At 53.5% G+C, this 13,053-nt stretch carries 12 protein-coding genes; 11 read left to right on the forward strand and 1 reads right to left on the reverse strand.

Features of this window, described 5'->3' with window-relative positions:
• Window positions 1-90: 90 nt before the first annotated feature.
• Window positions 91-1,065, forward strand: coding sequence for a LysR substrate-binding domain-containing protein (locus KF947_RS15695; protein WP_227404395.1), 975 nt, complete (start codon window positions 91-93; stop codon window positions 1,063-1,065).
• A gap of 171 nt (window positions 1,066-1,236) precedes the next feature.
• Here KF947_RS15695 and KF947_RS15700 read toward each other — a convergent pair whose 3' ends face one another.
• Window positions 1,237-2,493 carry an ISL3 family transposase gene (locus KF947_RS15700; protein ID WP_227404396.1) on the reverse strand — a complete coding sequence of 419 codons (1,257 nt, stop codon included), beginning with the start codon at window positions 2,491-2,493 and terminating at the stop codon, window positions 1,237-1,239.
• A gap of 497 nt (window positions 2,494-2,990) precedes the next feature.
• Between KF947_RS15700 and KF947_RS15705 the strand changes: the two genes are divergently transcribed.
• From KF947_RS15705 to KF947_RS15750, 10 genes are all read left to right on the forward strand, one after another.
• Window positions 2,991-3,515 (forward strand): helix-turn-helix transcriptional regulator, encoded by a 525-nt coding sequence (locus tag KF947_RS15705; RefSeq protein WP_227404397.1) that lies wholly within the window; start codon window positions 2,991-2,993, stop codon window positions 3,513-3,515.
• Between the two features lie 34 nt (window positions 3,516-3,549).
• Window positions 3,550-3,732 carry a hypothetical protein gene (locus KF947_RS15710; RefSeq protein ID WP_227404398.1) on the forward strand — a complete coding sequence of 61 codons (183 nt, stop codon included), beginning with the start codon at window positions 3,550-3,552 and terminating at the stop codon, window positions 3,730-3,732.
• Between the two features lie 635 nt (window positions 3,733-4,367).
• Window positions 4,368-5,378 (forward strand): TRAP transporter substrate-binding protein, encoded by a 1,011-nt coding sequence (locus tag KF947_RS15715; protein WP_227404399.1) that lies wholly within the window; start codon window positions 4,368-4,370, stop codon window positions 5,376-5,378.
• An 84-nt stretch (window positions 5,379-5,462) separates the two neighbouring features.
• Window positions 5,463-5,966, forward strand: a complete 504-nt coding sequence (locus tag KF947_RS15720; protein WP_227404400.1) for a TRAP transporter small permease — start codon at window positions 5,463-5,465, stop codon at window positions 5,964-5,966.
• A gap of 4 nt (window positions 5,967-5,970) precedes the next feature.
• Window positions 5,971-7,251 (forward strand): TRAP transporter large permease, encoded by a 1,281-nt coding sequence (locus tag KF947_RS15725; RefSeq protein ID WP_227404401.1) that lies wholly within the window; start codon window positions 5,971-5,973, stop codon window positions 7,249-7,251.
• 24 nt (window positions 7,252-7,275) lie between these two features.
• Window positions 7,276-8,874, forward strand: coding sequence for a gamma-glutamyltransferase (gene ggt / locus KF947_RS15730; protein ID WP_227404402.1), 1,599 nt, complete (start codon window positions 7,276-7,278; stop codon window positions 8,872-8,874).
• Window positions 8,875-8,899: 25 nt separating this feature from the next.
• Complete coding sequence (locus tag KF947_RS15735; protein ID WP_227404403.1) at window positions 8,900-9,586, forward strand: TetR/AcrR family transcriptional regulator; 687 nt, start codon at window positions 8,900-8,902, stop codon at window positions 9,584-9,586.
• 373 nt (window positions 9,587-9,959) lie between these two features.
• Entirely contained in the window at window positions 9,960-10,949 is a 990-nt protein-coding gene (rhuM, locus tag KF947_RS15740; RefSeq protein ID WP_227404404.1) for a virulence protein RhuM/Fic/DOC family protein, read from the forward strand.
• A gap of 67 nt (window positions 10,950-11,016) precedes the next feature.
• On the forward strand, window positions 11,017-11,811 hold the full coding sequence (locus KF947_RS15745; protein WP_227404405.1) for a PhzF family phenazine biosynthesis protein: 795 nt from the start codon (window positions 11,017-11,019) through the stop codon (window positions 11,809-11,811).
• 309 nt (window positions 11,812-12,120) lie between these two features.
• The gene (locus KF947_RS15750; protein WP_227404406.1) at window positions 12,121-13,044 is read left to right on the forward strand and encodes a bifunctional helix-turn-helix transcriptional regulator/GNAT family N-acetyltransferase; all 924 of its coding nucleotides are present in this window, start codon (window positions 12,121-12,123) and stop codon (window positions 13,042-13,044) included.
• Window positions 13,045-13,053 lie beyond the last annotated feature (9 nt).

The following is a 13,053-nucleotide window of genomic DNA, read 5'->3' on the forward strand; positions in this document are numbered from 1 at the left end:
AGCATTCCAGGTATGAATTCCGCTCTAGAATGCCGCTGTCTCTAGCAGCGCTTCAAACGACTTCTGCGTCACAATGCATGAGCTCAGATTATGGATAACTTCATCAAGTCTCTTCCGCCGCTGGCGACGCTGCGCCCCTTTGAGGCAGCCGCCAGGCTTGAAAGCTTTTCGCGCGCGGCCGATGAACTTCACCTGACCCAGGCGGCTATCAGCCGACAGATCCGTGCGCTGGAGGATGACCTTGGCGTGATGCTTTTCGAACGCCGTAATCGCAGTGTGTTTCTTACCCGTGAAGGGCGCGAATTTGGCCGTACGGTCTCCCAGGCGCTGGAAAGTATCGCCACGGGGGCTCAGGCGCTGCGCGGCGACCCGGATGATAAGCGCGTCGTGATGTTCTGCCAGTTATGCGAAGCGTTCTATTGGCTGATGCCACAGTTGGCTGACTTTAATCGTCGCTATCCTGAAATTGAGATACAACTGGCGACGTCGACAAGGCCGGTTACTGAATTTAATGGCAGCTTCGACATTGCGCTGCAAACCAACGGACGACCTAGCGGCAGCCATCGATTGGTGTTTACCGCCGAGGACGAGATATTTCCGGTCTGCAGCCCTGCTTACCTGAAAGGGGTCACTACGCCGTTGAGTCTCAACGCTTTGCTGAACCAGCGGCTACTGCACCACCATGCTGACCCGGCAGATTGGTTGGAGTGGGACGAATGGTTTCGTGCCATGGGGCACTTTGAACTCTCATCAGCGGAGAGTGCTGTGTTCGACAGTTATCCACTGCTACTGCAAGCGGCTGTCGCGGGGCACGGTATTGCCTTGGGCTGGCGGCGCACAACGCAACGCTTAATTGAAAATGGCGAACTGATCCGCCCGGTGACAGAGAGCTTGCCCCGGCACGATGCTATCGCCTTATATACACGCCAGGGCGCGCCTCAACGGGCAGGCAGCGAAGCGTTATTGGGTTGGCTGCGTGAGGTGTTGGGTGATGAGCCGGTTGCTGAAGCGACAGGCCTGGCGTTAGAGGATGTGGCTAAGCTGCGCACTGAAGGCCAGCGCTGATCCTTGCTTTCATTTACGTATTCCCACTTCACACATAAAACGAAAGGGCAGTCCAATTGGCTGCCCTTTCTGTATTTGGTTGCTGAGGATGGTAGACATTCCCCATGCCATGAAAGCCCCCAGCGTCAGGTTAAGTGTTGCACCTACTGATATTCTTGGTTCTTCGTCACTTCATGTGGATTTAGCCTGATCGAACAGGCGGCCCACCGGGCTGCCAATCAGGTAGATCATGGCGATGAAGTTAGCCTCGTTCCGATAGCCACGTGCGCGTGACCGAGCTGCCTGAAATAGGCCGTTCATCCCTTCCAGTCTTGCGTTCGTCAGTCCCGAGTGCCAGCGCCTGACCACTGCTTCCGCGTGCCGCTCAAGTGTCGCCAAGGCCTTTCCCATCGGCTTCAGTAGTGGCTTTTCAGAAACCGCCGATTGCATGACCTTGAGGTAGTTCGTGATGCGCCACCGAGCCGCTCTGGGCGTTGGGGCCTTCTGGATCCAGCGTAGCTTTTCCTTGATTATCCAGGCATCGGCCGTGGCGCTCTGATCAGCTACTAACTCCTGGAGCGCCGCCAACTGTTTAGGCCTCAGGTTCTCGTTGTCCAGATTTTTCAGCAGTGCCCAGCGCAGCGATTTAGGGTGTTCCTGCTCGCGGCGCTCTTTCTTGCGTACCTCGTCCAGCCGCTTGGTAAAGGTCTGCACGATATGGAACCAGTCGACCGTTACCTCGGCCTTGGGAAGGTGCTTGGTGATGCCGCTAAGGAAGGCGGGCGACATGTCGCAGACTACCTCGACCACATTGTCCGTATCGCCCCCATGGGCTGTCAGGAAGGCGCTAAATGCTTGGATGGCATCCTTGCCGCAGCCTGGAACAGCGAAGATCACCGGTTCCTGCTTGCGCTTCATGTCGAGGAACACTGTGACGTAGTGATGGCCGCGCCGGGACGCGGTTTCGTCCACGCCGACCGTCGCCACCTTGGACAGATCCAGTTCCCCTAGCATTCGGCCTACGTAGTGATGCACGATGCGCCATAGTCGTTTGTCGGAAATCTCCAACTGGCGGGAGACGGCCAGCACCGGCATCTCCTTGACCAGTGACATAGCCGCTTGCTCAAACAGCAGGGTGAAGTCGCTGCCCGGCCGCGCCCAGGGCACCTCTATGCGTTTGACGCCATGTTCAGGACACTTCGTGCGAGGCACGCGAGCATGCAGGTAACAGTGGTGCTGAAAGAAGTTCAGATGCCGCCAGGTTTTGTCGGCAAAATCGTGAGCTTGGCAGGTCTTACCGCACTCTGGACAGGGATAGAGACTGCCTCGCTCCGCCTCGACATAGAGATCCAGGCGGTGGGGCGACACAGAGGTATCCAGGTGCTGGTTCTTGAGGATCCAGGGCGCTTCTAGGCCCAGGCCGAGCGCCAGAATTTGGGTGCCGTCCATGTCATACCTACTGCCGTTGTAAAGACTATATTCTGGCCTAGCTCAGGGCATGAATTCCACACTCAGCGTCGAAGAGCCATATTCTTTCTTAAATTTTTATTAGGGAGTTAAAAGAGACACTTGGGTCTATCTATTTAGATGAACGTCGGCAAGCATATGAATTGCTGCTTCAATGGTTGTCAATTGACAACCATTGAAGGGGGCTTCATACTCAGAGGCAAATAATGACTCGTCCATCACATCCGAAAAAAGAGATCGAAACTGCCCTCAAACATGCGGAAGCGGAGGGCTGGCGAGTTGAAGTCGGCGGTAGTCACGCCTGGGGCAAGATTTACTGTCCCTATAATGATGATGAATGCCGCTGCGGTGAGTTTTGTATCACGAGCGTGTGGAGTACACCGAAAAATCCCGGCAGCCACGCCCGGGCAATTCGGAGAGTGGTGGACAAGTGCTCGACCCACAAGCGTCGAGACGAAGCGGAGCCGGAGGATTGAAGAATGGAATATATTTTTACGCTGAAATACCAACTGGCTGATAGTGACTCCGACCTAGATGCGCTAGTGGAGCGTTTGGGCGCCGCCGGTTGCGATGATGCTCTGGTGGGCGTGGGGCAGCCGGGCCGCTTGGCGCTGGAATTCTCTCGTGAAGCGGGCAGCGCCGCGGAAGCGGTTCACAGTGCCCTGGTTGACTTAAAAAAAGCGATCCCCTCCGCGCGGCTGATCGAGGCTTCGCCGGATCTTGTTGGCTTGACGGATGTAGCAGACGTTGTGGGCGTTTCGCGACAGGCAATGCGAAAGCTGATGCTCACCCACCGAGCGACGTTTCCTGTGCCGGTTCACGAAGGCAGTGCCTCAATCTGGCACCTGGCGGAGGTGCTTGACTGGTTGATGACCCGAGGGGGTTACCAAATTGATGTTGGCGTGCTGGATATTGCGAAAGTAGCATTAGAAGTGAATATAGCCAAAGAGGCGATCCGCCATCCGGTTAGTAGCCGCGAGGAAATGGAGTTGCTGACCGCGTAGCCAACAGCTCAACAGTTTGGTGGAGGATAAAGACATGTTGGCAGAAAATTTGGAAAACTGGGCTCAGCAAGAACGCAAGGAAGGCGAAAAGCTGGGCATCGAGAAAACAGCCCGTAATCTGCTCAAGCTGGGAGTGCTGAGTGATGAGCAGATTGTTGAAGCGACAGACTTGGCGTTAGACGATGTGGCTAAGCTGCGCACTGAAGGTAAGCGCTGATCCTTGCTTTCATTTATGTATTCCCGCTTCACACATAAAACGAAAGGGCAGTCCAAGTGACTCCCCTTTCTGTTTCTGTATTTGCAACAACTGCCGAAGCGCTCAATTTAGGTGTTTTACGCTACTGAGCCCTTTTCTTTTCTATTTTAAGAATCCACCTCACAGGCCCATGAGCCGAATATAACCCTTATTCGACTCATAAGATGATCTGAATAGATTATGCAATCGGCTCATGTATATTTGGGGATAGCACCACTGGCCGTCTTGTTAACGGAGTAACTGCGCGCTGCCTCAAAGCCTTCAAGTAGCGCGCTATGTTCGACCCCCAAGCCCTCGATGCAAAAGCTGTTCAAAACTGCCGGGCGGCAAAGAGCCGCCGGCCCGATCCTGCCAAGAATTGACTAAGAGTACGATGGTTTGATGGGGGGCATCAGGCCCCGAATAAATGCGCACCATATTGAGCCCTTCAGCACAAAGTTGGTGCGAATTTAGGCATAGATACGTTCAACAACCCGCAGAATCCCTCATTTTTCAAAGTGGCATGATAATTGCTAATTCTTTAAGTAAGTAAATAGTTACTTAACTCGCTCCATGAAGAGTGTTTTCTGAATGGGCGCAATGGCAAGGATCACACCATGAAAAAGCAATTTAAGAATATGAAGCTGAAGGCTCTCGCTTGTAGTTTTGCGTTGGGCGCTTTGGCACATACTGGTATGGCAAGCGCCGATATTAATATCAAGTTTCACCATGATTTGCCTGAAGATAGTGCGCAACACTTGGCGGCTGAGCGCTTCAGGGACATGGTAGCTGAGCGTAGCGGCGGTGAGATTTCAGTCGAAATTTTCCCCAATAACACTCTCGGTGATGATGTCGAAGTCACTCAACAGTTGCAGTTGGGGGCTGTGGAAGCTGCCATTATTCCGACCGCCAAGCTATCGGGCTTCGTTCCCGCCATGCAGATCGTCGACCTGCCTTTCTTGTTCCCTTCGCCTGATGTTGCCCATACCGTTCTTGATGGGCAGGCCGGTGATGATCTCTTGGCGACGGTAGAGCAGGTGGGGCTGAAGGGGGTTACTTTTTGGGAAAGTGGTTTTAAGCAATTTACCTGTGACCAGCCTGTTAATGGCCCGGAAGACTTCGCAGGCCAAAAGGTACGCGTGATGCAAAGCCCTATCATCATGGAACAGTTTAAAGCGATGGGCGCTAACCCGGTACCGATTGCCTTCGGCGAAACCTACAACGCGCTGCAACAGCGCATTGTCGACTGCCAGGAAAATCCGCTGGTATCGATTACACAAATGAAATTTTATGAAGTGCAGTCGGATGTGGTCATCAGCAACCACGCTTATCTGGCCTATGCATTTCTGTTTAGTCAGAGTTGGTTCGATAGCTTAAGCCGTGAAAACCAAGCGCTATTAACGGACGCTGCACGTGAAACTACTGCATTCCAGCGTGAAGAAACCGCTCGCCGTGAAACGGGCTACATTGCCACTATCGAAGCCAGTGGCACTCACGTGAGCACGCTGGATGATGCCCAACTGATGGCTTTCAGAGAGTCGACAGCGTCGGTGCACGATGAGTTTGCCAATGAAATTGGCGCAGATCTAATGGCGGAATTCCAGCAAGCCATTGCTGATACCGAATAGTAGCGCGTCACCCATTAAAGGGCTGGTCGGTGATCCCGGTAGCCCTTTCTTCCTCGTTGTTTTTCATTGCTGGTGGAGACCGCTATGCGCAAACTTGATCGCCTCATATCGCGTGCCGAGGAGGTTTTGATTGGCCTGCTGATTTTATCTGCCTCTTTCATTCTTTTCGCCAACGTCATTGCCCGCTACGTGTTCAACGATGGTTTTTCATGGGCTGAGGAGTTGGTGCGTTACCAAATTGTATGGATGGTGCTACTTGGCGCTAGTGTCGCGGCGCGGCAAGGGATTCATATCGGCATCGATATTCTGCAAAGGTTTTGTCCTCCACTGTTAGCGAAATGGATAGGGTTGCTCGTTCATGCGGTTTCTATCGCTTTTTGCCTTTTCCTGGTTGTTTATGGTTTCCAGTTAACCGAGCAAACCCATCGCTTTGGTCAGGTTAGCTCTGCTCTACAAGCGCCCATGTGGATCGTTCAGTTGGCCATTCCGGTGGGCGCGCTCTTAATGGGTATTCGCTTTACCCAGCATTTCTTCCGGACGTTGCTTGGTCGAGAGCAAGCCTCTGCCTACCTTGATCAAATTGGATAAGAACATGGTCATCACATTCCTGGTGCTATTAGCTGTTTTGATGTTAGTGGGAACGCCCATCTTTATTGCATTGGCGGGTTCCGTCACGGTGGCGATGGGAAGCTTTAGCCATATTCCATTGGCGATCGTGGCTGAGCGCTTGTTTGCTGGGTTGGATAAGTTCCCATTGATGGCGATACCCTTTTTTATTCTTACCGGTAGTTTGATGAGTGCGGGTGGGTTATCGCAGCGGATCATCCGCTTGGCCAACTTGTTGGTGGGTCGTTTTACCGGTGGCATGGGGATGACGGCGGTATCCGCGAGTATGTTTTTTGGTGCTATTTCCGGATCGAGCCCGGCCACGGTGGTGTCGGTGGGCTCACTTCTCTATCCAGCCATGCGTAAGGAGGGTTATTCCGGTCAATTTTCGATTGGCGTGCTGGTGTCTGCCGGTTCATTGGGCATCATCATTCCTCCTTCAGTAGTAATGATCGTCTACGCGGCTGTCACTGGGGTGTCGGTGGGTGCGCTGTTCATGGCGGGGGTGGGCGCCGGTTTATTATATGCAGCATGCTTATTGCCTTACTGTTGGTACCGCGCCAAAAAAGACGGTGTCACTCCCGTGGAGCCGCCCAGTTGGGGCGAGGTTTTAACAGGATTCAAAGATGCTTCGTGGGGGTTAGGGGTTCCTCTCGTCGTCTTGGGTGGGATTTATTTGGGTATCTTTACGCCCACTGAAGCCGCCGCTGTATCAGTGATATATGCCTTGTTGGTCTCAGCGCTGATTTATCGTGAGAAAAGCTTTGCAGAGTTATTCCAGAGCATGATTGAAGCGGCGACGACAACGGCTCAGGTAATGATTATTCTCGCTGCTGCATCGGTGCTGGCGTGGTTTCTTTCCAGTAATGGGTTAGCGGCGATGTTGGCCAACGCTATCCTGTCGTTATCCGAAAATCCGTACCATATCTTCCTGCTGATCAATGTGACGGTACTGATTGCCGGTATGTTCCTAGATGCTTCTTCCATCATGGTGATTCTCGCTCCCCTGTTTTACACCGTGGGCATTCGCGTGGGTATTGACCCTGTCCACCTGGGGGCAGTGCTGACCGTGAATGGGGCGATTGGCATGTTCACGCCGCCATTTGGCCTCAACCTGTTTGTGGCGGGCACTATCAACGGCGTCGATTACGTCCAGGCGGTACGTGGTGCGTTGCCCTTTATTGGCATTGCTCTGTTTGCCTTGATACTGCTGACCTATATTCCTGCGATCAGCATGTGGCTACCCAATATGGTGTATGGCGGTTAAACAGCCCGAATAAGGAGGGTAGCAATGTCTATTAGCATCACTTCATCAGCGTTGGCGCATTCCCATGAGGGGGTGGTGACCAGCCCACATACACTGGCAACAGAAGCGGGTCTTAAGGTACTTCGTGAAGGGGGCAACGCGGTCGAAGCTGCCATCACCATGGGGGCCTGCCTGTCAGTGACGTATCCGCATTTTACCGGCCTTGGCGGCGATGCCTTCATGATCATCGCGGATGCAAACGGTGGTGTGCAAACCCTGTCAGGCATTGGCCAGGCGCCACAGGCTAAGTTGGAACTGTCTGGCCAATTGCCTGCGAGGGGCGCTGGTTCCATGTTAACCACAGCTGCCACGGTCGATACCTGGGGGCAGGCGCATGAGATTTCCCGTCAGAACTGTGGCGGCCAAATGGGCTGGGCAGCGCTGATGGAACCTGCGATACAGCTAGCGAGGGAAGGTTTCCCGATAACGCCATCGCAGCGCTTCTGGCTTGATTTTCGTAGCGATGAGCTGTCGATGATGCCAGGCGTGCGAGAGCACTTTATGCCAGGCGGGAAGATCCTCTGTGAAGGTGAAAAACTGTACCAGCCACAGCTGGCCGCTTCACTGCAGTCCATTGCGACCCACGGCTACCGGGACTTTTATGAAGGGCAGTTGGGGGCGAAAATCGCCGCTGGTCTGGCAGCGGCAGGGTCTCCGCTTACCGGCGCTGATCTGGCGGCTACCCGAGCACGAATAGAAACGCCGCTGTCGGTGCCCTACCGGGGTGGCGAGCTGCTGGCCCATCGCCCCCCAACCCAGGGTATGACGACACTAGAGATAATGGGTATCCTGGCGCGTTTTGACCTCTCCAGGATCGAAGAGGGCAGCGCCGATTATTACCATCTGCTAGTGGAGGCGGTAAAGCGCGCTTTCCTGGATCGTAATAGCTACCTGGCTGATCCCGATTTCGCGTCGGTGCCTTGTGAAAGGTTGTTATCGCCTGCCCATCTTGATGCTGAAGCGGCAAAAGTGGAGGCGGGGAAAGCATTGGATTGGCCCTTCGCTTATCAGCATGGCGATACGGTTTATCTAGCGGCCGCTGATCGTTTCGGTAATGCCGTCTCCATGCTGCAGACGATTTATTACGACTGGGGCAGTGGTGTCAGTGTCGGTGATACGGGGATTTTGTGGCACAACCGTGGTGCCGCGTTCAGTCTTGATCCTGCTCATCCGAATGCGCTTGCCCCCGGAAAGCGTCCTTTTCATACCCTTAACCCGGGTATGTATCGTGTCGATGGAAAGCCGCGTTTACTTTACGGTACTCAAGGAGCAGATGGACAGCCGCAAACCCTCGCTGCCGTACTGACGCGCTTGATAGACTATGGCATGAATCCACTCAGTGCGCTTAAAGCGCCGCGCTTTCTACTGGGGCGAACCTTTTCCGATGGCCGTGACACGCTAAAACTTGAGCAGGATGCGGGAGAGGCGGTCTTCGCTGAATTGACCCGGCGTGGTCATCAGATGAGCCTGCTGCCCGCACAGAGTGCCCTGGCTGGCCACCCCGGCGCGGTCGTTATCGACCCGGCGAAAGGCTTTTACGCCGCTCATGACCCTCGCAGCGATGGCATCGCGTTAGGGCTATAGCACCAATAGAAACAAGGATGTGTACATGACAAAAAGCGATACGCTCGATGTGAAAGAGAGTGCCCGTGCCCGGGGAAAAACCCGCCGTAATGCTCATGAAACACGCGAGCGCCTGCTTCAAGCGGCGACTCAAGAGTTTTCCGAGCGCGGCTACGATGGTGCTCGCATGGAACGTATCGTGCGTGCAGCCGATTGTAATGTGCGCATGGTGTATCACTACTTCGATGACAAGGAAGGTCTTTACCTGACTGTTCTCGAACGAGTCTATGAGGAGTTGCGCGCCAAGGAGCAGGCACTCAATTTAAGCTATCTCGAGCCCGTTGCAGGTATGCGCGCGCTGGTCGAATTCACCTTCGATCATATGGCCGAGCATCCCGAGTTCACCAGCCTGGTGCGCAATGAGAACTTGCTGGGTGGGCGCATGCTGCGCAAATCGAGCAAAGTCGTCCAGCAAACGACGCCGCTCGTAGGCATGATCCGGGATACCCTAAAGCGAGGGGAAGCAGCAGGGGTATTTCGCTCGGCTGTAGACCCTACCCAGCTCTACATTTCTATTCTTTCGCTATCCATCATTCACATCAATCAACGCGACACGCTATCCATCATCTTCGAGCAGGATCTGGCTGACCCGGATTGGTTGATTGAGCGGCGTGCCCATGCGGTCGAGGTAATACTTTCCTATCTATGCGTTAAGCCCCAGATGATTAAGTGAGTGATAACCAAGTACCATGTCCCGCTTGAAGGCTTTCCTTGGCTTGTAGCCAGTGAATGGTATCTGCCAGATATCCCGAAGCATAAAGCCTACCGTAAAGCATGGGGAGGGTTGGGCTGGCCAGTGGTTGCCGGATGATCTCAGGCGGCGTTTGCACTCTTAACACAATCCTTTAAGGGGCAACGGTTAATAGCATGGGATACTGAGATTTTAAGCTGTATAAATGAACAGTTTTTATGCTAAGGTTTACTTAATCTCTAATGATAAGCGCGCTTGAGTATTTGCTCTGGGATGCAAAGGTGAATGTTGCTGCATTAAGTGATGCTTGCTTTAGGGATGCATAAGACTCGATGTAAGCCTGGAGGCAACACTTATGAATAACCAGCAAATACAGATATTCACCAGCGAAGATGGGCAAGCACATCTAGAAGTGACGCTGGAGCAGGAGACCGTTTGGTTAAGCCAAGCGCAGATGGCCGAGTTGTTCAGCACCAAGCGCCCTGCAATCACCAAACACTTAAGTAATATTTATAAGAGTGGGGAGCTGGATGAAGACAGCACATGTTCCATTTTGGAACATATGGCTGAGCATGGTCAGCGATACCGCACCAAACACTACAACCTCGATGCAATTATTTCCGTTGGTTATCGGGTTAGTTCAAAGCGGGCTACCCAGTTCCGCAAGTGGGCTACTCAGGTGCTAAAAGACCACTTAGTTCGAGGCTACACCCTGAACCAGCGGCGCTTGACCGAGCGTGGCATAGAGTTCGAACAGGCGTTAACACTGCTCAGCCGAACCTTGACCAATCAAGGCTTGGTATCCTCAGAAGGCGAGGCCGTAGCGAGTGTGATTAGCGACTACGCACGCTCATGGAGCCTGCTGCAAGGCTACGACGAGCAGCAATTAACCGAGCTAAACATCAAACAGCCCGGTATGCACTCACTTGAGTTGGAAGAAGCCTTGAAAGCCATTGGCGAGTTAAAACAAACCTTAATCGCTAAAGGCGAAGCAACTGAACTGTTTGGGCAGGTGCGGGGTGACGGTTTGACATCAGCCTTGGCCACCATTGAACAGGGCTTTGGCGACGAATTGTTTTACCCCAATGTGGCCACCCGAGCGGCACACTTACTTTATTTTGTAATTAAAAACCATCCACTGGCCGATGGGAATAAGCGTTGTGGCTCGTTTCTGTTTCTGTGGTACTTACGCCGCAACGCGGCACTGCTGGCCCGGCCCGTCGAGCAACTGATCAACGACAACACTCTGGTGGCGCTAGCGCTGTTAGTGGCGGAAAGCTTGCCTGATCAGAAAACGCTAATGATACGGTTGATTGAGCATTTTATACTGCTGAAGGAAAGTTGATTGTGGACGTTGATGTGCTTAGAGCCGCCTCCGAAGTGCCCTCTTGAGTTAGAAAAGGCTATCTGTGATGAACATTGATCTTTACCAAGTAGATGCGTTTGCCTCTAAGCCCTTTGAGGGCAATCCCGCGGCGGTTTGTCCGCTGGAAGCGTGGCTGGATGATGCGCTGCTGCAAGCAATTGCGTCGGAGAATAACCTTTCCGAGACAGCGTTTTTTGTACCCACGGAGGCAGGCTACCATCTGCGCTGGTTTACCCCTTCGGTAGAAGTGGATCTGTGCGGTCACGCCACCTTAGCTGCGGCGTGGGTAATTTTTAATGCCCTAGGTGATAGCTCAGAAACTCTGCAATTTCAGACCCGCAGTGGGCAGTTATTGGTAAAGCGTGAAGGTGACGAGCTGGCGATGGATTTTCCCGCGAAAACGCTAGAACCCTTGGCAATGCACGCTGAGGTAGCGGCAGCGTTCGGCGGTATCGACATTGAGGAACTGCTGATCTCTGACGATATCGTGGTGGTGGTGAATGATGCGCGATTGATTGAGTCGTTAGCGCCGGATATGCAGCAGCTTAAACAACTGCCGGGGCGGGGTGTGGTAGTCACCGCTAAAGGCGATGAAGTAGACATTGTTTCCCGCTGGTTTGGCCCCAAGGTGGGCGTTGAAGAAGACCCGGTGACAGGCTCGGCCCATACGTCGCTTGCACCTTATTGGGCTAAGCGGTTAGGCAAGCAAACCCTAACCGCACGCCAGGGCGGCGCCCGAAAAGGCGCGCTCAGCTGCATCGTGGAAGGCGAGCGCGTGATTATCAAAGGCCGCGTGGCCCCTTATCTGAAAGGGGTAATCACATTGCCCAAGAGTAAGTGAAAAAGCTAGGTATGTTGAGGCAGTTATTCCTTTTGGCGACTAGCCGCTCGAACGAAGGCCGTTGAAGATTGATTGGCCGAGCAACTTGCTATTGCTGACCATGGTGCTTGTGGTGATGTTTTTTGTTCATTGAGTGTTGCTTGCTTGGGAGATGCCTGTTTGGGAGATGTGTGGCGCTTAATATTCAGGTCGTCGCGCAGTCGAGTGAGCTTCGTTTATTTTGTCAGTAATTTCTTATGAGATCTTGTTGACATAGTTGCCAAAAGCAATTAATTATGTGCTTAAGGCAACTAACTCGAGGCCTCTTCCATGGCCGTAGTACAATGCTTGCATGAGCGAGCCGGAACTGTGCGAAGCTTCAACCGTTTCTACACACGTCAGATCGGTGTGCTGCACGAGCATCTGCTGGAAAGCCCATTCTCGCTAACGGAAGTTCGCATTCTGTATGAGCTGGCGCATCGGCCGATGCTTACCAGCTCGGATATTTGCCGGGAGCTGGGGCTCAACGCCGGTTACGTGAGCCGGGTGCTGAAAGGCTTCGAGAAGAAGGGTCTCATCACCAGGGTTCCCTTGCCCTCTGATCGCCGGGCGGCGCAACTGCAATTGACTGATCTTGGGCGGGAAACTTACCTACCGTTGGGTGACGCATCGCAGCGGGAAGTTGTTGCCATGCTCAAGCGGCTTTCGGAGCCTGAGCAACATCAGTTGATCGAGGCTATGCATCAAATCGAGAGCCTGCTTGGCGATACAGATTCGAACTACATGCTGCGCGATCCGCAGCCGGGCGATATGGGATGGATCGTCCATCGACAGGCGGTTCTTTATGCCCAGGAGTACGGCTGGAACAGTGAATATGAAGCACTGACAGCAGACATCGTAGCCAAGTATCTGCGTGATTATGACCCGCAATGGGAACGGTGTTGGGTCGTCGAGAAGCAGGGAAGCATCGTTGGCTCCGTGTTCGTCGTTAGGGAGGACGAAGCGACCGCAAAGCTGCGGTTACTCTATGTCGATCCCTGCGCCCGAGGCCTTGGAATAGGTGGCCGCCTCGTCGATGAATGCCTAAGATTCGCCCGCCAAGCTGGCTACAAAAAAATCATCTTGTGGACCAACAGCGTTCTTATTGGGGCGCGAAAAATCTATGAAAGGGCGGGTTTCGAACTGGTTGAGGAAACGCCCCATCACAGCTTCGGTAAGGATCTTGTCGGTCAGGTGTGGAGCCGTGAGCTGTAGTACCCACGC

This window comes from Halomonas sp. FeN2, from assembly GCF_020595105.1.
In the GTDB taxonomy this organism is placed as follows: domain Bacteria; phylum Pseudomonadota; class Gammaproteobacteria; order Pseudomonadales; family Halomonadaceae; genus Vreelandella; species Vreelandella neptunia.

What these genes read in the sequence shown, in the direction of transcription:
- KF947_RS15695 (WP_227404395.1), top strand. Translation starts at nt 91, where the DNA reads ATGGATAACTTCATCAAGTCTCTTCCGCCGCTGGCGACGCTGCGCCCC.
- KF947_RS15700 (WP_227404396.1), bottom strand. Translation starts at nt 2,493, where the DNA reads ATGGACGGCACCCAAATTCTGGCGCTCGGCCTGGGCCTAGAAGCGCCC.
- KF947_RS15705 (WP_227404397.1), top strand. Translation starts at nt 2,991, where the DNA reads ATGGAATATATTTTTACGCTGAAATACCAACTGGCTGATAGTGACTCC.
- KF947_RS15710 (WP_227404398.1), top strand. Translation starts at nt 3,550, where the DNA reads ATGTTGGCAGAAAATTTGGAAAACTGGGCTCAGCAAGAACGCAAGGAA.
- KF947_RS15715 (WP_227404399.1), top strand. Translation starts at nt 4,368, where the DNA reads ATGAAAAAGCAATTTAAGAATATGAAGCTGAAGGCTCTCGCTTGTAGT.
- KF947_RS15720 (WP_227404400.1), top strand. Translation starts at nt 5,463, where the DNA reads ATGCGCAAACTTGATCGCCTCATATCGCGTGCCGAGGAGGTTTTGATT.
- KF947_RS15725 (WP_227404401.1), top strand. Translation starts at nt 5,971, where the DNA reads ATGGTCATCACATTCCTGGTGCTATTAGCTGTTTTGATGTTAGTGGGA.
- ggt (WP_227404402.1), top strand. Translation starts at nt 7,276, where the DNA reads ATGTCTATTAGCATCACTTCATCAGCGTTGGCGCATTCCCATGAGGGG.
- KF947_RS15735 (WP_227404403.1), top strand. Translation starts at nt 8,900, where the DNA reads ATGACAAAAAGCGATACGCTCGATGTGAAAGAGAGTGCCCGTGCCCGG.
- rhuM (WP_227404404.1), top strand. Translation starts at nt 9,960, where the DNA reads ATGAATAACCAGCAAATACAGATATTCACCAGCGAAGATGGGCAAGCA.
- KF947_RS15745 (WP_227404405.1), top strand. Translation starts at nt 11,017, where the DNA reads ATGAACATTGATCTTTACCAAGTAGATGCGTTTGCCTCTAAGCCCTTT.
- KF947_RS15750 (WP_227404406.1), top strand. Translation starts at nt 12,121, where the DNA reads ATGGCCGTAGTACAATGCTTGCATGAGCGAGCCGGAACTGTGCGAAGC.